Below are 20,173 nucleotides of genomic sequence, written 5' to 3'. Positions count from 1 at the left end.
AACAAGCCCCTCCTAAGAGAAAGCCGAGGCATTCCCCAAAGGGAAAAAATGAAAAACAACTTTCAGTTCGAATCTATTCTGAAAAATGCCAAAGGTGACAACAAAGCATTCCCCAAATTGGGGAACGTTCTAATGTTACCAACTCAAAAAAATCTGTAGATTGACAACTCAAAAAAGAGTTGATAATCTTATATATGGCCGAAGGGAAAAATCCAAGAACCCCAGTAAAATCAAGGGTTTGCGGCATGTGTCGTCATAGCTCAGCTGGATAGAGCACTCGCCTCCTAAGCGAGGGGTCGGAGGTTCAAATCCTCTTGGCGACGGGCTTCAAAGCGTTCGAAAATGTTAGCTGGATTAGCTGACAACGAACGCTTTTGTTATTTTCAAATCACGTTCGTGACACAAAATTCCATTCAAAATGATCAATTTCCAGCTAACGCAATCTGATTTTTGTTAGCTGACAGCTAATCAAAATTACCGGTTTGCAAACATGGGTTTTAGGAAGTTCAGCTAACATTTGGGTCCCGCTCTGTTGTCACCCCTTATTCGGGGATGTAAATCAGAGAAAAGGCGGGAAAAGAAACAATCTCTCCCAAACCTGCAAACATGCATTAGCTGAAACAGTATTCAATTCTATTAGCTACAGCTAATGGTCAAACAGCAATGTCTGTTTGGAACTTTACTATCTATAAAAGTTCCAGGCAGGCATTTTTTATTTCCTGAATCCTGGAGGAAAGGAGTCAAGATGACTGAACCAAACAGACAATCAGAAGAAAACGAAGAAAGAATCATAGAAATTGAGATTGAGCGTCTTCGTCCGTTCAAAGAGCACCCGTTTCAGGTAAAAGATGATAAGGAAATGTTTCTTTTGCAGGAAAGCATTGAGAAGTATGGAATTTTAAATCCGTTAATCGTCAGACCAGTACCGGATGGATACTATGAGATCATATCCGGTCACAGAAGAAAACATGCTGCGGAGAAACTGGGATACCGTAAAGTACCGGTAATCATCCGGGTATTAAGTGAAGATGATTCCATCTTGAGCATGGTAGATTCCAATCTTCACAGAGAACGGATCAGCTACAGTGAAAAAGCTTTTGCTTACAAACTGAAGAATGACGTATTAAAAAGAAAAAGTGGTCGAAAAAAGAGCCAAGTTGACCACAAAACACCAAGAAAGCGGGCAATAGAAATCATCAGTGAAGATTGTGGTGATAGCCCAAAACAAGTGCAGCGTTATATCTCACTGACAAAACTGATACCGGAAATGTTGCAGAAACTGGATGATGAGATTATTTCTTTTTGTCCGGCTGTAGAGATAGCTGCATTAAGTGAAAAAGAACAAAGAGAACTGCTTGTAGCAATGGAGTATGCACAGGCAATCCCATCACTCTCACAGGCCCAGAGGATCCGGCAACTGAGTAAAGAAAAACAGTTGTCACTGGAAAAGATGGAAGAGATCATGTGTGAAGTGAAAAAGGGTGAGATTACAAGAGTGGCATTCACAAACGAGCAGTTGCACAAGTATTTTCCAAATTCTTATACACCGGCAATGATGAAACGGGAAATACTGGCACTGTTGAAATTATGGAAAAAAGAATCATGGGAAAGTTAAAGGAGGAAGAAATCATGTGTAAAGTTATATCCGTAGTAAACCAGAAAGGTGGCGTCGGAAAGACCACCACAACCGTAAATGTAGGCATTGGACTGGCAAGAGAAGGTAAGAAAGTGTTGCTGATCGACGCGGATCCACAGGGAAGTTTAACCGCAAGTCTTGGATATGAGGAACCGGATGATCTTCGCATCACATTGGCAACGATCATGATGGAGGTCATCAACGAAGAAGAAATCTCTCTGGAAGATGGGATTTTACATCACCAGGAAAATGTAGATCTTCTCCCGGCAAATATTGAGCTTTCCGCACTGGAAGTAACGATGGGAAATGTTATGAGCAGAGAAATGATCATGAAAGAATATATCGATGCGATACGATGCCGATACGATTATATCCTGATCGACTGTATCAATCAGATCCAGATGTTATCGATTTTCAATAACTGTGTGATGGCAAAGAAAGTATCCCGGTCTCTTACCTTCTCAGAAAAGAAACTGACAAAGTACTTTCCGGATGATTATACAGCCAAAGATATGGAACAGGTGATTGAATCATTATTAGAAAAATGGATGCAGGAACAGTCCTGTTAAGGATAGAAAAAGCTAAGAAAACAAAGTCAAAGAAGTTTAAAAAGAGGACTTCTTAGCAGAAAATGAAAGGAGAAAATTATGGAGAAAAAAATGACATTTAATTATTTTTACGGTACCGAAGCTGATCAGTTCAGCTTCTACCGCATACCAAAAGCATTATTTACAGACAGTTATTTTAAAGATTTATCGAGCGATGCTAAAATTTTATATGGACTGATGTTGGATCGAATGTCTCTTTCCATCAAGAATCAGTGGTTTGATGACAAAAACAGAGCATATATCTACTTTTCCATCGAAGATATCATGGAATTACTGAACTGTGGCAGAAATAAAGCCATCAAATCCATGAGAGAACTGGATGACGAAACAGGGATTGGCCTGATTGAGAAACGCAGACAGGGATTTGGAAAGGTGAACGTTATCTACGTGAAAACCTTTATGCCTGAGAAAACAGATGAGAAAAAATTTGAAGAGGAATTAAAGAAGTTTAAAAAACAAACTTCTGTGGAAAATGAGGAATCTACAGAAGTTTACATTTCAAACTTCATGAAGTCCCAAAATCAAACTTCTAGAAGTCCCGAAAACAAACTTCAAGAAGTTTACATTTCAAACCCTAATAATACTAATCTTAGTGATACTGAAATGAATGATAATAAATCTAATCAAATCGTATCTGCAGATGAGAATCGATCCGATGGCGATAACCGCTCTGAGGATTATCAGGCTTATGAAAACCTTGTCAAAGAGACCATTGATTATGAATCACTGGAAGTAACCCATCATGACGATATGCGGCAGGTAGATGAAATCGTGAACCTGATCGTAGAGACTGTGATGTGTAAAAATGACAAGATCTTGATTGCCAGCAACTGGTATCCGGCATCACTGGTGAAGAAAAAATTTCTGATGCTGACCTATTCACATATCGAGTATGTCTTACACTGTATGAGTGGTAACACCACAAAGGTGAAGAACATCAAGAAATATTTATTAGCAGCCCTGTTTAATGCACCGTCAACGATGAACGGGTATTATCAGGCAGAGGTGAACCATGATATGCCAGGACTGGTAAGATAGGAGGTGCACATGTTTATTTTAAAACTTGCTGGAAAGATATTATTACTGCCGGTATGGCTGATCCTTTTTGTAATCGGCCTGGCAGTAAAAATGACAGTACAGACTTATGCGGTTGTCAGAGGGATCCTTGGATTTATATTCACTTTATTGATTATAGCGACTGCATACTGTTATCATGACTGGGTACAGGTTGCATTTCTATTTTCGCTGAGTGTAATTCTGTATCTGATCCTGTTTGCAGGAGTGTTTGTAGATACTGTACTGGACATGACAAGAGAACGTATTATTGATTTTATTATATCGTGAGGAGAATATGAAAATGAGCGAAAACAATGATTATATTCAGTTACCACCACTAAAAAAAGACACACCGTCCGATGTGGTAGCATTTATCTGGGAGTACATGAAAGTACCGGAGAACTCAAGAGAAAAAGTTAAGAATCTGCTTAAAGATGCAAATGAAAATGGCGTAAAATTAAGTCATCAGGCACCAACACTGTATGATGTTGTTCCAAAAGAAGAAATTGCTGAATTTGAAGAGCTTATGCGCAAAACCATAGCTGACATTGTATCAGAAGCCAGTAGCGTTGCCTGTTGGGTGTATGTGCAGAAATATGTGAAGCACAAAACCCTAAACGAAATGCTGCAAGAATTGCCAGACGTAGGTCAATTCATCCTAGCTATGGATACCTGGTTTGAAAAACTGATGGAGAAATAATCTAGGAAAATAGTTTAAAGTTTACATGTTATGATCATGTATGAAGTTGGAACAAAATAAAAGAATTGTGCTATAATATTGTTCAAGAAAAAGCTCATTGACATATTTCAATCTATTTAGGAGGATAAACGATCATGTGTACAGCAGCAACTTATAAAACAAAAGATTTTTACTTTGGACGAACCCTCGATTATGAATTCTCTTATGGTGATCAGATAGTAATTACACCACGTAATTATGCGTTTAATTTTCGCCATGTTGGCGATATGAAAAATCATTATGCAATTATTGGAATGGCTCATGTTGCTGAGGATTATCCTTTGTATTATGATGCTATGAATGAAAAAGGAGTGGCAATGGCAGGACTGAATTTTGTCGGAAATGCTGTTTATGCCGCGATTAAGCCAGATGTGGAAAATATTGCACAGTTTGAATTTATTCCGTGGATTTTAAGTCAGTGTTCTTCTTTAGTTGAAGTTCGCGAGCTTCTTGAACGAATTAATATTGTTAATACTCCTTTCAGCGAGCAATTACCATTAGCACAATTACACTGGATCATTTCTGATGAGAATGAGTCAATTACGGTAGAATCTATGTCAGATGGTTTGCATATTTATGACAATCCAGTAGGAGTGCTTACGAATAATCCTCCATTTCCACAGCAGATGTTTCAACTAAATAATTATATGTATTTATCTCCTAAACAGCCCAGAAATACTTTCTGCGAAAATTTGGCTCTTGATGCATATAGTAGAGGTATGGGAGGATTAGGTCTTCCGGGAGATCTCTCATCTTCCTCACGCTTTGTACGTGTAGCTTTTACAAAGGTAAATGCAATTTCAGGTGAATCAGAGGAAGAAAGCGTTAGCCAATTCTTCCACATTCTCGGATCTGTGGATCAGCAACGAGGATGTTGCGAAGTAGCGGATGGAAAATATGAAATCACATTGTATACGTCGTGTTGTAATGTTACAAAAGGTATTTATTATTACAATACTTATGAAAACCATCAGATCAGTGCAGTAGATATGCATGTAGAAAATCTGGATAGTGATAAAATGATTTGTTATCCAGTAATTCAAGGAGAACGAATCAACTATCAAAATAAATAATGTTTTGAAATCAGGGATGAGGTAGAAAGGAAAGTTCCATGACAAAAGATGAAGTAAAAAAACTCAGGATGAACAGTCCGGAATCACTACAGTTTTTAAATAATGCTACAAAATTTTATAATTTAATGATGATGTATCGTTGTGCTATTCGGGAGATACAAACTAAACTTGAGGTTTTGGATGATGAATTTTCAGTTGAGAACAATCGAAATCCTATTTCTTTTATAAAAACAAGAATTAAGCAGCCCAATAGTATTTACGATAAACTGCAGAAGATGGGATATGAATTTACAACAGAAAATATACAGACATATCTCAATGATGTAGCAGGCGTTCGAATAGTTTGTGCGTTTATTGACGATATTTATATGATATCAGATTTGATTACCCAACAGGATGATATTAAAGTTATTGAAATAAAAGATTATATAAAAAATCCAAAATCGAATGGTTATCGAAGCTATCATATGATTGTTGAAATACCAGTATTTTTTGCTAAGGGTAAAACACCTATGCGTGTAGAATTACAGATTCGAACCAATGGTATGGATTTCTGGGCAACATTGGAACATCAACTTCGCTATAAAAAAGGAATTGAAGAAATGCCTGGCTATGATGAGATAAGTGAAGAATTACTTCATTCTGCAAGAGCTATCATTGAAGCAGATAATGAAATGCAGAGAATAAAAGACAAAATTGGTATGTTCCACGAAATTTAGGAAGAAAACTGAGCAAGTAGGAAGGTGGAATATATATGAAACAAGATACTTTAGAGGGCAAAGCAAAAACAAAAAATGGGGTAAAACGGCTGTGTTTTTCCATAATCTGCATTCTTCTGGAAGTGATTTTTATTATTACTATCGTAACACGCTTGAATGAATATGCAGAAATCATAAATTTATTTACAAGGATTTTGAGTGGGATCTTGGTTTTGGGATTGTACGCATCAAATAAGACATCCTCTATGAAAATGCCTTGGGTCATCTTAATTCTAATTTTCCCAATTATGGGTGTAGGCCTGTATTTGTTGATTGGTTTGAATGGTGGCACACATAAAATGCGTGAGCGATATGCAGAAATTGATAGCAAATTGTTACCAATGCTTCCGGACAGTCAGGAGTGTTTGAGCAAAATAAAAGAAAAAATTCCGAAAGCAGGAAATATAGCAAGTTACATACAAAGAAATTCGCAGTATCCAATCTATCAGAATACGGATATTGTGTATTTTGATGAAGCAGTGAAAGGATTAGAGGCACAGCTTAAGGATTTGGAGAAAGCACAGAAGTTTATCTTTATGGAATATCATGCGATAGAAGACGCTGAAGCATGGCATAAGATTCAAGATGTTCTGGAAGAGCGAGTAAAAGCAGGTGTGGAAGTTAGAGTATTCTACGATGATATGGGTTCTATAGGCTTTATTAACACAGATTTTGTGAAAAAGATGGAAGCAATAGGAATTCATTGCCGTGTATTCAATCCGTTTATGCCAGGTTTAAATCTGTTTTTGAACAATCGTGATCATAGAAAAATAACAGTTATTGATGGAAAAGTCGGATTTACAGGTGGATATAATCTAGCAAACGAATATTTTAATTACACACACCCGTATGGACAGTGGAAAGATACAGGTATTCGTTTAGAAGGAGATGCTGTTCAGTCGCTTACGGTGACATTTTTGGAAATGTGGAATGCAGTAAGTGATAAGGATGCTAATGATTCTGATTTTAGTAAATACCTTTTCCACTATGATTATGCGGCACAGCAAACTGGGTTTGTTCAACCTTATGCAGACAGCCCTATGGATAATGAGCAAGTAGGAGAAGAAGTTTATATCAGTATGATAAATAAAGCTGAAAAATATTGTTGGTTTATGACTCCATATCTAATCATAACAGATGAAATGACGCATGCGTTATGTCTGGCTGCTAAGCGAGGGGTAGACGTAAGAATTATCACACCTGGTATCCCTGATAAAAAATTCATTTATAATATAACTCGTTCTTTTTATCATGGATTAGTTAAACATGGTGTTCGTGTTTATGAGTGGACTCCTGGTTTCTGTCATGCAAAAATGAGTGTGGCAGATGACTGTATGGCAACTTGTGGAACAATTAATCTGGATTATCGAAGTTTATATCACCATTTTGAAAACGGCTGTTTTATGGCAGATTGTCAGGCAGTTGTGGAAATAAAAAATGATCTGATAAGAACGATGGGAGAATGTCGTGATGTGACAGACCAATATCAAACCGGACGAAGTGCATATTTGCGACTGGGACAATTATTTATGAGATTATTTGCTGGATTGCTATAAGAATCTGATGAAACGACCTTTCAAAAAACAGTTGATTTAGAAGTTAACTGTTTTTGAAAGGCCGTTTTTGCTATATCTAACAGTCTGTTGTACAAAGAAGATTTTGCATGGATAGTGATTAATACAACGGAGTAAGAAAAGCTCCTTCATATATTAGAATAAAAATATGACTGTTTCTTTAAAAAGAAGCCGGTCATATTTTTTTATGAAAAATAAATTTTGTTGAGGTTAAATTGAGATTGACTTTGTATTGTATAAGTATGAAATAAAAAGGAAGCAGGTGATGTACAATGAAAAAGCATAAAATATGTAAAATCCTTCTTGTTATACTGGCAATTTTTTTATGTGTGGCTTTTTATGAATTGCTCGGAATCTGCGTTGCATATAAAAAGCAGCCGGAAGTGTCCAATACAACCAAAAAAGAAACAAAAAATGGGTCATGGAACGAATGCAGTGAAAATACAGAACGGGCAGTAATCATAGAAAAGAATCCAGAAGCGCTTTTACAAAGAGTGCGTTTGATCAAGAATGCAAAAAAGGAAATTATTCTTTCTACTTTTGCATTTCAATCCGATGAAAGTGGAAAATTGATTTTAGGAGCACTGCATGATGCGGCAGACAGAGGTGTACATATTCGTCTGTTAGTAGATGGAATGGAGAGCTGGATTGATATGGAAGGAAATCCGTATTTCTATGGATTATCTTCCCATGAGAATGTTGAAATTAAACTGTATAATAAGGCCAATCCGTTGAAACCGTGGAAAATGATGGGTAGAATGCATGATAAATATTTGATTGCAGATGGAAAGAGATATATTCTTGGGGGAAGAAATACATATAATTATTTCCTGGGTGATTTTCCGGGACATAAGAACTATGACAGAGACGTGTTAGTGGTTTGCGATGAACCTGAGAAAGAAAATTCAGTTAACCAGTTGTCAGAGTATTTTGAAACCATATGGAATCAGGAAGACAGTGGTTATTTTCATAACAATAAAAAACTGGCAAATAGAAAATCTGTAAAGAACGCAGTTTTAGAGCTGCAGAACAGCTATCAGAAATATTTTGAAGAGAATAAGGAAAGAATCTGCGAGACCGATTATACGGACGAAACTTTTGAGACAGAAAAGATTACATTAGTGTCAAATCCTATTCACACAGGTTCCAAAGAACCAGTAGTGTGGTATCAGTTGGGAGAATTGATGAAAAATGCAAAAGATCGTGTGAAGATCCACACGCCATATATTATCTGTAATGATATGATGTATAATACATGGGAGGAGATTGCAGAGAACGTTTCAGATTTTTCTATCATGACAAATTCAGTTGCGAATAATGGGAATCCATTTGGGGCTGCCGATTATGCGAAAAACAGAAATAGAATCTTAAGTACAGGAATTAATATCTGGGAATATGAAGGCGGTTATTCATACCACGGAAAAAGTATTCTCATTGACGATGATCTGTCTGTAATCGGTTCCTTTAATATGGACATGAGAAGTGCATATCTGGATACGGAACTGATGCTTGTAATTCGCAGTAAAGATATTAATAAACAGTTGGAAGAGGGCATGATGGAATATGAAAAAGTGTCCCGCCAGATATTAGAAGGCGGAACTTATAATGATCCATATCATGTAGAGCCAATCGAATTAACAAAGAAACGTCAGAGAAAAATATTTTTGGTACAGCATCTGCTTGGATGGGCAAGGTATCTGTTTTAATAAGGAGGAAGAAAAACGTGTTTCAAATATTGATTGTAGAAGATGATAAAGAATTAAGCCAGCTATTCCAAAAAGTGCTTGAGAAGAATGGATATCAAGTCAAAAGTGCATCGGATGGAGCACAGGCATTAGAAGTATTGGATAAGGAATATATTGATCTGATCATTTCTGATATTATGATGCCGGTTATGGATGGCTATGAACTGGTGTCAGAACTTCGTTCAGCAGGATATCAGATACCAGTGCTTATGATCACTGCGAAAGGTTCCTTTGATGATATGCGCCAGGGATTTCTTTCGGGAAGTGACGATTATATGGTAAAACCGGTAAATGTGAATGAAATGGTTTTAAGAGTCGGAGCACTGCTTCGCCGTGCACAGATACTGAATGAACACAAAATTGTGATCGGTTCAACAGAGTTTGATTATGATGCAATGACGGTTACAACTGATAAGGAAAGTCTTGTTTTGCCTAAAAAAGAATTCCTGCTTTTATATAAGCTTGCAGCTTCGCCAGGCAGAACATTTACAAAACAACAGTTGATGGATGAAGTATGGGGATACGAGACGGAGGCAGACCCACATACGATAGAGGTACATATAGGAAGAATCAGAGAGCGTTTTAAAGATAACCCTGATTTTGAAATCGTAACAATGCGTGGAATTGGATACAAGGTGGTGAAAAAATAATGGAACAAAAGAAAGAAAAAGGATTGCGGATCCGATCCTGTCTGACTGGTGCAATCTGGCTGGCACTTGTATTTTCAACAGTCATATCTGCTTTATTATTTGCTTTTTTGAATCATTTTTTTAATCTGCCGGGCAGCATACCTGTGCTTGGCTGGCTTTTGATTTTCAATACATTGATTGCAGGGCTGATCACTTCCTTTATCAATGCAAAGTTACTGGAACCAATTACCAGACTTAGTAAAGCAATGAAGGAAGTTTCTCAGGGAGATTTTGAACAGCATTTGGAAACGAACAGCCGTATAGCAGAAGTTGGAGAATCTTATCAAAGTTTTAATGTTATGACAAAAGAACTTCGTGCAACAGAGGTGCTGCAGATGGATTTTGTATCTAATGTTTCTCATGAGTTTAAGACCCCGATTAATGCCATTGAAGGATATACAATGCTGCTTCAGGGAGAAGAACTGTCTCCGGATCAAGAGGAATATGTAGAAAAAATCTTATTTAACACCCAAAGACTTTCCGGATTGGTTGGTAATATTTTGCTGTTATCCAAGTTAGAGAATCAGAATATACCAATGAAAAAAACAGAATATCGTCTGGATGAACAAATCCGCCAGGCATTTCTTTCATTGGAAACAAAATGGACAGAAAAAGAAATTGGTTTTCAGGTAGAATTGGAGGAAGTTAAATATACTGGGAATGAAGGACTTTTTATGCATATCTGGATAAATCTTTTGGATAATGCGATTAAGTTCAGCCCTTCAAAGGGGACAATTACGATGTTTCTGAAACAAGAACAGGATTCTGTTAAGTTCATTCTGGAAGATGAAGGACCAGGAATAGAGGATGATGTAAAATCCAGAATATTTGACAAGTTCTATCAGGTAGATGGATCTCATAAAGCAGAAGGAAATGGCCTAGGTCTTGCACTTGTAAAACGGATTGTAGATAGTGCCGGAGGAACAATCAAAGCAGAAAACCGTGAATATGGTGGATGCAGATTTGTTATAGAGCTGCCAAAGCAGAAAGATGAGGCCATATAAGTTTAAGAAAAACAGATAGAGGAGGAATTACATGACATTTTATCAGGAATTGCAGTTAAATCAGGCAGGTTCTAAAAATCTGTTGAAAAAGAGTGAAACAGTGAAAGAAAAATCATATCATATACTGGTATATTTGGTAAAGATAGCTGTTACAATGGCATTTTGTTTTTTATTTGTTACTATTTTCAGTATCTTATTTGGAAATGAGAATAGTATTGTGGGTGTAGTAGTTTTATTATGCCTTATGGTATTTCGGAATGCGGATCTGGGGATCCACACCGGACAATCTACGATGCTTTTGGCTTTGTTCTTTGTAATTATGACTGTATGTCCGCATTTAGCAAATCAGTTTTCACCGGTATTGGGAATGCTGTTAAATATTGCGACACTGGCTGTGTTGATTCTGTTCGGATGCCATAATCCATTCATGTTTAATCAATCTACATTGGTTCTTGGGTATCTGCTGCTATATGGTTATGATGTTACGGGAAAAAGCTATCAGATGCGATTAGTCGGAATGGCTTTAGGTGCAGCACTTACCTGCTTCGTATTTTATCGAAATCATAAAAACAGAACTTATAAAAGAAATCTGAAAGATCTGATACAAGAATTTGATATCACTTCTTCCAGAACAAAATGGCAGATATGTCAGATTTTATGCGTACCGATTGTCCTTTGCATTGCAGAACTTTGTAATATGCCACGTGCAATGTGGGCTGGTATTGCGGCCATGTCCGCGATTTTGCCATTTATGGAAGATATGCACTACAGAGTCCGTAAAAGGATTGTCGGAAATATTGCAGGTGTTATATGTTTTACAGTATTATATTTTCTGCTTCCTTCGTCAATCTATGCATATATAGGAATTCTTGGTGGAATCGGTGTAGGACTTTCAGCACAATATGGCTGGCAGGCAGTATTTAACACATTTGGTGCTTTAGCCATTGCTGCAGAGACTTATGGACTACAAGGAGCGGTTAGTCTTAGAGTGATTCAAAATGTTTTTGGTGTTGTGTTTGCATTAGCATTTTGTGTTATATTTTATTGGTTTATGTCAAAAAAAAAGGAAAGTGAGGCGACCGTACATGCAGAGTGAAGTGAATCAGGAAGAAAATTTGAATAGAATTATTACGGTTCCTAATCTTCTTTCTTTTTTTCGGCTTTGCCTGATTCCGGTAATTATATGGAGCTATTGTGTAAAGAAAAATCCTCTGTTAGCTGGAGAAATCTTATTGCTGTCTGGTCTTACGGATCTTGCTGATGGATATATCGCAAGAAGATTCCATATGATTAGTAATTTGGGAAAAATACTTGATCCGGTGGCCGATAAGCTGACACAGGCAGCGATGTTAATCTGTCTGTTTACTCGGTTTCCGCATATGCTTCTTTTAATCGTAATAATGGCAGGTAAGGAGCTGTATATGGCAGTCAGTGGATGTCTTGTGATACGAAAGACAGGAAAAGTACACGGTGCAGACTGGCATGGAAAGATAGTAACCTTTTTATTATATGGAACTGCAGCGGTGCATATTATATGGTTCCACATTACACCTATGGTATCAGATCTGTTGATTGGTTTGTGCGCTATAATGATGGTCATATCGGTCGCTCTGTATATTATCCAGAATACCAGGACTCTTAAGGGAGAGACTGTATAAGCAATTTTATATTGCAATGACTAGAAAAATATTTAGGAGAAGATAGATATAAACAGTAAGTCAAACACACAAACTATGGAGTCTTTAGTCGGTTTAATAAAATTTTAGATAGAAAATAAATCATTATAAAAAGATCCTGTTCATACTATGATATATAGAACAGGATCTTTATTTACTTTATTTCGCCAGGAAATTACTCTGTATCTCCATCGGCATATGGTAAGCCTGGCCTCGTTTTGTCAGGCTGTATAGTTTAAAGCTCATGAGTTCCGGAGTCGCATTCAAAGAGCTGCAGAGTCCGAAATAATCCAGGTCCTCGTTCTGAACCATATCTTCGATTTCCTCATCTTCAATCAGCAGATCGGCAGCAAACAGATTGGCCTGGTATTCTGTATTATCCGTCATATTGTAGAGTGTATCATCTTGCATACCTGGGTTGGATTTATCTTTATGGTAATTGTGTTAGTAGTTGTAATGCAGATATTTGAAAAGGTGAAAGAACAGCTGCTTAAATGGACAATTGATTAAAATTAAATGAAGATGAAAATATAGGGAAGTTGTGGTATATGGATGTGTATCACAGCTTCCCTTTTTTAACAAAAGCTAAATGCGTTTCATAAGTTACACTGCAATGTCCGGTGTCCAGTAGATATTATTTATCAATCTCACTCAGTGCAGCTTCATCAGCAACGATTGTTACATCATTATGTAACTGAAGGATGGAAGCCGGTACTTCCGGAGTGATTGCTCCATAGAGTACTTGCCTGTTGGGTGTATGTGCAGAAATATGTGAAACAGAAAACTCTGGACGAAATGCTGCAAGAATTGCCAGATGTAGGCCAATTTATCATTGCTATTGGATAGCTGGTTTGAAAGACTGATGGCGGAAGAATAGATGCTGTGATAGAATGAAGAAAAATGATAAGTTAATAAAATGATATCAAAAAAATTTACATCTGATAAGGAGAAGGAAAATAGATGGAAAGTGTGAATTATGAATATTTTGATTCAGAGAATGATTATTCAAAAAATCCTAATGCAACCAAACATAGATCATTTAACGTTTCAAGAGGAGATTTTAGTAAATATGCTATTTTAAATGGATTTTACGGAAAAAAACTGATTTCTCGAGATGCAAGAAAATTTTATTCATCAATGTGTAGAATGGCAGTAAAAAAGGAAAAAGGGTTTTATGTAATTTCAGATGAGTATGAATTTGCGGAAACTTCATATAAAAATGTAATTTCTTTTGCCATGGGTATGTTAGCAACAAGAATTATTGCAAATGAAATATATAACATTAACAAATTATATCATTTTACAGATAAGAGTTTTAAAGGAACGTTGGTGAATGGAAAAATGGCACCAGATTGGATCGGAGTTGATGGGCAAAAAAAAGTATTTTTATTTGAAAGTAAGGGGACTTGTAATAAGAATGTTAGGAAAAAGACAATCGAGCATGCAAAAGTACAATTAAATAATGTGGGTTCAATTAAGGATACATCAACAAACCAGATGTATTACCCACAAAAAGATAGCAAACATGTAATTTGTTCATGTTTTGACGCATACTCTGGTATAGATAAAGTATGGAATATACATGATGTGGATCCAGAAGGAAAGGGAGAAGTTAACTTAGAAATTAATTTTGATAAAGAATGCTTTATGTATTATCAAGCATTTGTTTCGTATGTGGATTCATTAAATCAGGTATATCAATGTGAGTCTGTAAAAAATCAAAAATACTATTGTTGGGTGTATGAAGATGAAAAATATTGTATTCTTGAAGAAATATATAATTCGATGAAATCAGGACAATTTAATGAACAGAATAGATATCGTAATTTTAATAATTATGTAAACGAGAAACTTAGTGATATAGAGTATCCAGAACAGTTTTCACATGATGGAATCTCTTCCTATGAAGATGGAATAGTAGTTTGTAGTTCAGTTTCTTGGCGAGATAAGCTGCACTAAGAAGATATTTTTGTTTTTGTTCTCATACTCCTCCTTCCGCTGAGACTATTCCTCCCGCCGGGAGTTCACGTATTTCAATATCGGCTGTCCCTTCCGATATTAGAAATAGTGCTGTGAACACCTTTAGGTGGAACCAACAGACAAGTGAAACGTCTGTTATTGAGAGGGTATGGGGAAATCCCCATCAAGATAAATCCCATAGGAGAACAGGATGGCAAACGACATTACTGTTAAACATGGGTGGATCTTGCCCTTATTTGTATCCCTCTATATAACGAAACGCTCAGAGGCTGTTTTACAGTGGGGGAAAAGAAAAAATATCAAAAAATTGATAATTAATGGTGAGCTTGTGATAGAATGGAAAAAAGAGAAAAGCATAAAGGATGTAGTTGTGGAGAATATTTGTTATGATTAGAAAGTTGCTGAACGGAGATATCGATAGAGTCGCTGACATATGGTTAAAGACAAATCTGAAAGCACATTATTTTATTTCCAATCAATATTGGAAAAGTAATTATGAATTAGTAAAAGAAATGCTGTCACAATCCGAAGTTTATGTGTTTGAAGCAGATAAAATGATACAAGGATTTGTAGGACTAAATGATGAATATATATGATATTGTAAAGACATATTCGGAAAACACGCTTGGAAAGTTTTCAAAACATGATGCATTGGTTGCCTGCCCTAGCCTTGGAAGTTCTTCAGTAGAATCAGCACTTAAAAAGCTGGTTGATGAGGGGACTGTCATACGGACTGGAGCAGGAAGGAAAAAAATGTATATGATGAAAAAAGAATAATTATTACGAGGATACATTAGAGATATAATATAAATATTGATAAAACTATTTACAAAAGTGGGGAATAAAAAATGAACAAACAAAAGAAAAAAGGTTTCACATCAGACACGTTAAAAGAAACCGCCGTCATGACGATAGCAGTGGGGATTATCGCCGCGGCAGTGTATTTCTTCCTGATTCCGAGTCAGACTTCGATCAGCAGTATATCTGCACTTGCGATTATTATCGCACATTATGTACCATTGCATGTGTCAACGGTTACGATGATCCTGAATGTGGTCTTATTGCTGATCGGATTTGTAACTTGCGGGAAAGAATTTGGGGCGAAGACGGTATATACGAGTATCTTGCTGCCAGTGTATCTGGCGGTATTTGAACATGTATTTCCGGATTTTGAATCACTGACGAACAGCAATGAGCTGGATGTGTTATGTTATATTCTGGTGGTAAGTATTGGTCTTAGCATTTTATTCAACATGAATGCGTCATCCGGTGGACTGGATATCGTAGCGAAGATCATGAACAAGTATCTTCACATCGAACTAGGAAAAGCTATGTCAATTTCAGGAATGTGTGTGGCACTTTCGTCTGCTCTGATCTATGATAAAAAAGCGGTAGTGTTAAGTGTGCTTGGCACATATTTTAATGGTATTGTGCTGGATCATTTCATCTTTGGACAGAATGTAAAAAGACGAGTCTGCATTATTACAAAATACGAAGAAGAGGTACGACAGTTTATTTTACATGAGCTGCACAGTGGAGCGACATTCTATGAAGCGATGGGTGCTTATAATATGCAGAAGTACAGAGAGATTATTACGATTGTAGATAAGAGTGAATATCAGAAACTCATGAACTATATTGTCCAGAAAGATCCGGAAGCATTTGTAACGGTGTATACAGTATCTGATATGCGCTACAGACCGAAGGTGAGATCATTCTAGTTCGTAATGATAGATAATTGCCAAGAAGATGCCAATGGAAGGTTCTGTAGATAATAGATAAATAGAGAAAAACGTCACATGTGTGGCGTTTTTCTGTTAACAAGTATTTGAGGAAAAGTATTATGAAGATATATGTGGATGCCGATGCCTGCCCGGTGGTAGCCATCGTTGAACAGATCGCAAAAGAATATGAGATTCCGGTAACTCTTCTGTGTGATACGAATCATGTGTTATATTCGGATTACAGTGAGGTAGTGACGGTAGGAGCCGGAGCAGATGCTGTGGACTTTAAACTGGTCAGTCTCTGCCATAAAGGTGATATCGTGGTAACACAGGATTATGGTGTCGCAGCAATGATTCTTGGAAAGGGAGCATATGGAATCCATCAGAATGGCAAATGGTATACGAATGAGAATATTGATCGTATGCTGATGGAAAGACATCTCGCGAAGAAAGCGAGAAATGCGAAGAAGAAGCATCATCTGAAAGGTCCGTCAAAAAGGACAGACGAAGATGACAGAAGATTTGCAGAATCATTTACCAGACTTGTGGAAAAGCGGTTGAAAACGGAGGATGAAGCGTGATAAAAATAAAAGAAGTGAAAGAGCAGAAGGCGATAAAAAAAGATGAAAGAAGATAAGAACGAATCAAGATGGGACAAGCTTTTGAATATTCGGACGATGGGACGAGATGACACTCATGCAGACCAGTACCGCTACCCTTACGAACCGACGCCGTATTCTGTGCTGGAAAGGCTGGCAAATGCAGGATATATCCGTAAGGGGAATATACTGCTTGATTATGGCTGTGGAAAAGGAAGAGTAGACTTCTTCCTGTCATATCAGACAAGATGTAAGTCTATCGGAATCGAATATGATGAGCGAATCTATGAGAAAGCAGCAGAGAATAAAAAAGATGCGGTATCGTCCGGAAGAGTGGAGATAGAACTTGCGAATGCGGAAGAATTTGCAGTACCGGAGACGGCAGACTGTATGTACTTTTTTAATCCGTTTTCGGTGGAGATATTAAGAAAAGTGATGGCAAGGATATTAGAATCTTATTATGCAGAGCCGAGACGGATTCAGTTATTCTTCTATTATCCGTCAGATGAGTATATATCGTATCTGATGACGGTGGAGGAGTTGATGTTCACAGATGAGATCGTATGTATGGATCTGTTCCCGGGAGAAGATCCAAGGGAGAAGATTGCGATATTCAAACTGGATTATATAGAATAGATATCCGGAAGAAAAGATAATGTGATATGATATAAAGTAACACAAGATATAAGGCAATACAAAAGAAGAGAGGCGAATCCTATGAAGACCAAATGGAAAGTAATCATTGCGGTAATTCTTGCCGTCGTAATCAGTGTCGGCTCGATATCCGCATACAAGTATATTACCAGCCCAAAAGAAGAAAGTATTCCACTGGAAACCACGCTTGAAGATGCGGCGGAACTGACTACCCAGAAGATGATCATCTCAGATGTATTCAAAAGCACAAAGGGTAATATCCCGCTGATCAACAAGAACAAATTCCTGGTGCAGTATAAGACAACGGTTACTGCTGGCCTGGATGTGAAAAAGGCGAAGATTAAAGAAACAGATGATGAGATCAGAATCACTATCCCACATTGTACGATCAACGAAGATTCAATCAAGATCAAATCCAGTGATCTGAAAATCTATGACACGAATTTTGCAATCATGAGTATTGATAAAGAAGCTGTGATAGAAGTTGTCGCAGAAGCGGAAGAAAAGGCAAAGAAAAAGGCCGAATCCGATGAATATGGTTTCCTTGATAATGCAGATGAGAATGCAAAGAAAGTGATCAAGGGCATGTTTGAAAATGTGGCCGGTGAAAGAAAGGTTGTTGTAGAATTTAAGTAATCACAGAATTTTAGTGATATAAGAGAATAAAATGCATAAAAGATCTTTCAACTTGTTTTTGTACAAGATATGCTTTATACTCTCATCTTTGACAGTTGATTAGTTAAAAAAGTGCCACAATCCCTGTAAAGGGGTGTGGCACTTTTATCTGCATACACGAAATATAGTAATGTTTTATCTCCGCTTACTTTCTTTCTGAATTCCTTTCATTTTCCGTTTTGTTATGAATTGATAGTCCGTTCTGAATCCGCAGGTTTCATGGAGATCATCAGTGATTTCCTGACGTTCATATACCGGCATGAAGCCCTGTTCTTCTAACGTACCTAATTTTCGGATGGTTTTGGAAGTACTTTTCCCATTTGCATTTTGTGTTTTGAAGATATAAAATAAATCTCTATAGAAGGAGAATAAGACAATGTCAAAAGATGAATATTTAATTACAGATGCGCCTCTTAAAGCGCTGACTGTTTTTGCAATGCCTATGATTCTAGGCAGTTTTTTTCAACAAGTATATAATATGGCGGATTCTATTATTGTTGGTCAGTTTGTTGGCTCATCTGCGCTTGCTGCAGTTGGTGCCTGCGCCGCACTTACGAATGTATTCATTTGTGTAGCATTGGGTGCAGGTGTAGGTGCAGGGGTTCTTGTAAGTCGTTATTTTGGTGCCCGTGATTATAGCAAAATGAAAACGATTGTGTCGACATCATTAATTAGTTTTCTGATTCTAAGTATACTTCTGGGTCTGTTTGGATTTTGCTTTTCCCATTCAATGATGAGTTTATTACAGACACCTGCTGATATATTGGATGAAGCGGTACTGTACCTTCGAGTTTATTTTGTGGGATTTCCGTTTCTGTTTATGTACAATATCCTTTCAACGATGTTCACTTCAATCGGCGAATCAAAGATTCCGTTAGGTCTTTTAATATTTTCTTCGGTTTTAAATATATTTATGGACCTTTGGATGGTGGCTGGACTTGGTCTTGGTGTGTTTGGTGCAGCCCTTGCGACTCTTATTGCACAAGGAATTTCTGCAGTATTTTCAATTTTGATTTTCTTTAGTCGGATGCGCCGATATAAAAGTCACTTTAGCTGGTTTGACGGGCAGGAGTTACGTTCAATGCTTCGAATTGCTGTACCTTCGGTTCTTCAGCAGTCTACAGTGTCAATTGGGATGATGATTGTACAGGCGGTTGTAAATCCATTTGGTACACAGGCACTAGCGGGTTATTCGGCAACGATGAGAGTAGAGAATGTATTTTCACTGATATTTATATCTATTGGAAATGCAGTTTCACCGTATGTTTCCCAAAATCTTGGTGCAAAGAAAAACGAACGTATCAAAAAAGGATATCATGCTGCACTGGTGTTAGATTTATGTTTTGCAGTTCTTGCTTTTATAGTTATTGAGACATTGCATACGCAAATTTCTTCGTTATTCTTAGGAAAAGACGGAACTGCTTTAGCTTATCAGGTATCAGGGGATTATATGAGATGGCTAGGCTACTTTTTCATTTTCATGGGTGTCAAGATGGCAACAGATGGAGTCCTTCGTGGGCTTGGAATCATGTGGCCATTTCTTATTGCAAATATGGTAAATCTTGCAATAAGATTGTCAGTTGCCTTAATCTGTGCCCCTCGTTTTGGTATTGCATTTGTCTGGCTTGGTGTACCGGCTGGCTGGCTCGCAAACTTTTTGATTTCTTATGCGGCACTCAGAAAATTATGGCCGATTGATAAGGTGGATTCAATTTGATATATAATTTGACAAAACAGCCGTTGGAGCTCTCGTTTCGACGACTGGCTCGATAATTTGGAACAGTAAAAAACAGGGTGTTGATCAGGCTGATTTTGCCCCGGATATCTATAGATTAATGAGGAAAATCATGATAAGATAGAAGCACAGAATCTGTGATATTGCAATTAAACGACATAACGAAAGGACTACAAACGGAGTATATCTTGAACTGATGTTGTATCCGTGGGATTATGCGGCGACTCGACTTGAACTTAACGGCAGAA

At 37.2% G+C, this 20,173-nt stretch carries 22 protein-coding genes, 1 tRNA gene and 2 pseudogenes; 23 read left to right on the top strand and 2 right to left on the bottom strand.

What is annotated here, in order from left to right; genetic code table 11:
• The first annotated feature begins 249 nt into the window (after nt 1-249).
• The 14 genes from NQ508_RS13955 (at nt 250) to NQ508_RS13890 (ending at nt 12,540) form a co-directional block, all read left to right on the top strand.
• A tRNA-Arg gene (locus tag NQ508_RS13955) sits at nt 250-323 on the top strand.
• A 326-nt stretch (nt 324-649) separates the two neighbouring features.
• On the top strand, nt 650-1,615 hold the full coding sequence (locus tag NQ508_RS13950) for a ParB/RepB/Spo0J family partition protein (RefSeq protein WP_006427144.1): 966 nt from the start codon (nt 650-652) through the stop codon (nt 1,613-1,615).
• Between the two features lie 14 nt (nt 1,616-1,629).
• Nucleotides 1,630-2,205, top strand: a complete 576-nt coding sequence (locus NQ508_RS13945; protein WP_242654716.1) for a ParA family protein — start codon at nt 1,630-1,632, stop codon at nt 2,203-2,205.
• A 78-nt stretch (nt 2,206-2,283) separates the two neighbouring features.
• Nucleotides 2,284-3,282, top strand: a complete 999-nt coding sequence (locus tag NQ508_RS13940; protein WP_006427146.1) for a DUF6017 domain-containing protein — start codon at nt 2,284-2,286, stop codon at nt 3,280-3,282.
• Nucleotides 3,283-3,291: 9 nt separating this feature from the next.
• Nucleotides 3,292-3,588, top strand: coding sequence for a hypothetical protein (locus NQ508_RS13935; protein ID WP_005334864.1), 297 nt, complete (start codon nt 3,292-3,294; stop codon nt 3,586-3,588).
• A gap of 7 nt (nt 3,589-3,595) precedes the next feature.
• The gene (locus NQ508_RS13930; RefSeq protein ID WP_006427147.1) at nt 3,596-4,000 is read left to right on the top strand and encodes a hypothetical protein; all 405 of its coding nucleotides are present in this window, start codon (nt 3,596-3,598) and stop codon (nt 3,998-4,000) included.
• Between the two features lie 134 nt (nt 4,001-4,134).
• A complete protein-coding gene (bsh, locus tag NQ508_RS13925) occupies nt 4,135-5,112 on the top strand; it encodes a choloylglycine hydrolase (RefSeq protein ID WP_005347230.1) in 978 nt (325 codons plus the stop codon).
• Between the two features lie 38 nt (nt 5,113-5,150).
• Entirely contained in the window at nt 5,151-5,831 is a 681-nt protein-coding gene (locus tag NQ508_RS13920; RefSeq protein ID WP_005360232.1) for a GTP pyrophosphokinase, read from the top strand.
• A gap of 35 nt (nt 5,832-5,866) precedes the next feature.
• On the top strand, nt 5,867-7,426 hold the full coding sequence (cls, locus tag NQ508_RS13915; RefSeq protein WP_006427148.1) for a cardiolipin synthase: 1,560 nt from the start codon (nt 5,867-5,869) through the stop codon (nt 7,424-7,426).
• A 290-nt stretch (nt 7,427-7,716) separates the two neighbouring features.
• Nucleotides 7,717-9,150: a phospholipase D family protein gene (locus tag NQ508_RS13910; RefSeq protein ID WP_006427149.1), complete on the top strand. Its 1,434-nt coding sequence runs from the start codon at nt 7,717-7,719 to the stop codon at nt 9,148-9,150.
• Nucleotides 9,129-9,839, top strand: coding sequence for a response regulator transcription factor (locus tag NQ508_RS13905; protein ID WP_006427150.1), 711 nt, complete (start codon nt 9,129-9,131; stop codon nt 9,837-9,839). The genes NQ508_RS13910 and NQ508_RS13905 overlap by 22 nt, the downstream gene beginning before the upstream one ends.
• On the top strand, nt 9,839-10,882 hold the full coding sequence (locus tag NQ508_RS13900; RefSeq protein WP_006427151.1) for a HAMP domain-containing sensor histidine kinase: 1,044 nt from the start codon (nt 9,839-9,841) through the stop codon (nt 10,880-10,882). Before NQ508_RS13905 ends, NQ508_RS13900 begins: the two co-directional genes overlap by 1 nt.
• A 31-nt stretch (nt 10,883-10,913) precedes the next feature.
• On the top strand, nt 10,914-11,978 hold the full coding sequence (locus NQ508_RS13895) for an FUSC family protein (RefSeq protein ID WP_006427152.1): 1,065 nt from the start codon (nt 10,914-10,916) through the stop codon (nt 11,976-11,978).
• Complete coding sequence (locus NQ508_RS13890) at nt 11,968-12,540, top strand: CDP-alcohol phosphatidyltransferase family protein (protein WP_006427153.1); 573 nt, start codon at nt 11,968-11,970, stop codon at nt 12,538-12,540. The genes NQ508_RS13895 and NQ508_RS13890 overlap by 11 nt, the downstream gene beginning before the upstream one ends.
• A 177-nt stretch (nt 12,541-12,717) precedes the next feature.
• Here NQ508_RS13890 and NQ508_RS13885 read toward each other — a convergent pair whose 3' ends face one another.
• Together NQ508_RS13885 and NQ508_RS14330 are read right to left on the bottom strand one after the other, a co-directional pair.
• Nucleotides 12,718-12,969 (bottom strand): ImmA/IrrE family metallo-endopeptidase, encoded by a 252-nt coding sequence (locus tag NQ508_RS13885; RefSeq protein ID WP_006427154.1) that lies wholly within the window; start codon nt 12,967-12,969, stop codon nt 12,718-12,720.
• A 223-nt stretch (nt 12,970-13,192) separates the two neighbouring features.
• Nucleotides 13,193-13,291 (bottom strand): annotated as a pseudogene (locus NQ508_RS14330) (glucosamine-6-phosphate deaminase); the annotation flags it as partial.
• A gap of 227 nt (nt 13,292-13,518) precedes the next feature.
• On the opposite strand from NQ508_RS14330, the gene NQ508_RS13875 reads away from it, so the two are divergent.
• The 9 genes and pseudogenes from NQ508_RS13875 (at nt 13,519) to NQ508_RS13835 (ending at nt 19,907) form a co-directional block, all read left to right on the top strand.
• Entirely contained in the window at nt 13,519-14,517 is a 999-nt protein-coding gene (locus NQ508_RS13875; protein ID WP_006427156.1) for a hypothetical protein, read from the top strand.
• 211 nt (nt 14,518-14,728) lie between these two features.
• On the top strand, nt 14,729-14,932 hold the full coding sequence (locus NQ508_RS13870; RefSeq protein ID WP_006427157.1) for a hypothetical protein: 204 nt from the start codon (nt 14,729-14,731) through the stop codon (nt 14,930-14,932).
• A pseudogene (locus NQ508_RS13865) lies at nt 14,925-15,131 on the top strand (GNAT family protein); the annotation flags it as partial. The gene NQ508_RS13870 and the pseudogene NQ508_RS13865, both read left to right, overlap by 8 nt.
• Entirely contained in the window at nt 15,118-15,315 is a 198-nt protein-coding gene (locus tag NQ508_RS13860) for a hypothetical protein (RefSeq protein ID WP_006427161.1), read from the top strand. The pseudogene NQ508_RS13865 and the gene NQ508_RS13860, both read left to right, overlap by 14 nt.
• A gap of 71 nt (nt 15,316-15,386) precedes the next feature.
• A complete protein-coding gene (locus tag NQ508_RS13855; protein ID WP_006427163.1) occupies nt 15,387-16,259 on the top strand; it encodes a YitT family protein in 873 nt (290 codons plus the stop codon).
• Nucleotides 16,260-16,381: 122 nt separating this feature from the next.
• Entirely contained in the window at nt 16,382-16,843 is a 462-nt protein-coding gene (locus NQ508_RS13850) for a YaiI/YqxD family protein (RefSeq protein WP_006427164.1), read from the top strand.
• A gap of 42 nt (nt 16,844-16,885) precedes the next feature.
• A complete protein-coding gene (locus tag NQ508_RS13845; RefSeq protein WP_006427165.1) occupies nt 16,886-17,497 on the top strand; it encodes an SAM-dependent methyltransferase in 612 nt (203 codons plus the stop codon).
• An 81-nt stretch (nt 17,498-17,578) separates the two neighbouring features.
• Nucleotides 17,579-18,151 (top strand): DUF4230 domain-containing protein, encoded by a 573-nt coding sequence (locus tag NQ508_RS13840; protein WP_006427166.1) that lies wholly within the window; start codon nt 17,579-17,581, stop codon nt 18,149-18,151.
• 415 nt (nt 18,152-18,566) lie between these two features.
• On the top strand, nt 18,567-19,907 hold the full coding sequence (locus NQ508_RS13835) for an MATE family efflux transporter (RefSeq protein ID WP_006427168.1): 1,341 nt from the start codon (nt 18,567-18,569) through the stop codon (nt 19,905-19,907).
• Nucleotides 19,908-20,173: the final 266 nt, after the last annotated feature.

The organism is Dorea longicatena (genome assembly GCF_025150085.1).
Lineage (GTDB): Bacteria > Bacillota > Clostridia > Lachnospirales > Lachnospiraceae > Dorea_A > Dorea_A longicatena.
This window is presented reverse-complemented; position numbering and strand designations above follow the sequence as displayed.

Bases quoted from the DNA above. Each gene is read 5' to 3' on its own strand.
- NQ508_RS13840 (WP_006427166.1), top strand. From the start codon at position 17,579: ATGAAGACCAAATGGAAAGTAATCATTGCGGTAATTCTTGCCGTCGTA.
- NQ508_RS13910 (WP_006427149.1), top strand. From the start codon at position 7,717: ATGAAAAAGCATAAAATATGTAAAATCCTTCTTGTTATACTGGCAATT.
- NQ508_RS13885 (WP_006427154.1), bottom strand. From the start codon at position 12,969: ATGCAAGATGATACACTCTACAATATGACGGATAATACAGAATACCAG.
- NQ508_RS13835 (WP_006427168.1), top strand. From the start codon at position 18,567: ATGTCAAAAGATGAATATTTAATTACAGATGCGCCTCTTAAAGCGCTG.
- NQ508_RS13900 (WP_006427151.1), top strand. From the start codon at position 9,839: ATGGAACAAAAGAAAGAAAAAGGATTGCGGATCCGATCCTGTCTGACT.
- NQ508_RS13895 (WP_006427152.1), top strand. From the start codon at position 10,914: ATGACATTTTATCAGGAATTGCAGTTAAATCAGGCAGGTTCTAAAAAT.
- NQ508_RS13905 (WP_006427150.1), top strand. From the start codon at position 9,129: ATGGGCAAGGTATCTGTTTTAATAAGGAGGAAGAAAAACGTGTTTCAA.
- NQ508_RS13945 (WP_242654716.1), top strand. From the start codon at position 1,630: ATGTGTAAAGTTATATCCGTAGTAAACCAGAAAGGTGGCGTCGGAAAG.
- NQ508_RS13845 (WP_006427165.1), top strand. From the start codon at position 16,886: ATGAAAGAAGATAAGAACGAATCAAGATGGGACAAGCTTTTGAATATT.
- NQ508_RS13850 (WP_006427164.1), top strand. From the start codon at position 16,382: ATGAAGATATATGTGGATGCCGATGCCTGCCCGGTGGTAGCCATCGTT.
- NQ508_RS13940 (WP_006427146.1), top strand. From the start codon at position 2,284: ATGGAGAAAAAAATGACATTTAATTATTTTTACGGTACCGAAGCTGAT.
- NQ508_RS13860 (WP_006427161.1), top strand. From the start codon at position 15,118: ATGATGAATATATATGATATTGTAAAGACATATTCGGAAAACACGCTT.
- bsh (WP_005347230.1), top strand. From the start codon at position 4,135: ATGTGTACAGCAGCAACTTATAAAACAAAAGATTTTTACTTTGGACGA.
- NQ508_RS13875 (WP_006427156.1), top strand. From the start codon at position 13,519: ATGGAAAGTGTGAATTATGAATATTTTGATTCAGAGAATGATTATTCA.
- NQ508_RS13890 (WP_006427153.1), top strand. From the start codon at position 11,968: ATGCAGAGTGAAGTGAATCAGGAAGAAAATTTGAATAGAATTATTACG.
- NQ508_RS13930 (WP_006427147.1), top strand. From the start codon at position 3,596: ATGAAAATGAGCGAAAACAATGATTATATTCAGTTACCACCACTAAAA.
- NQ508_RS13855 (WP_006427163.1), top strand. From the start codon at position 15,387: ATGAACAAACAAAAGAAAAAAGGTTTCACATCAGACACGTTAAAAGAA.
- cls (WP_006427148.1), top strand. From the start codon at position 5,867: ATGAAACAAGATACTTTAGAGGGCAAAGCAAAAACAAAAAATGGGGTA.
- NQ508_RS13870 (WP_006427157.1), top strand. From the start codon at position 14,729: ATGGCAAACGACATTACTGTTAAACATGGGTGGATCTTGCCCTTATTT.
- NQ508_RS13935 (WP_005334864.1), top strand. From the start codon at position 3,292: ATGTTTATTTTAAAACTTGCTGGAAAGATATTATTACTGCCGGTATGG.
- NQ508_RS13950 (WP_006427144.1), top strand. From the start codon at position 650: ATGGTCAAACAGCAATGTCTGTTTGGAACTTTACTATCTATAAAAGTT.
- NQ508_RS13920 (WP_005360232.1), top strand. From the start codon at position 5,151: ATGACAAAAGATGAAGTAAAAAAACTCAGGATGAACAGTCCGGAATCA.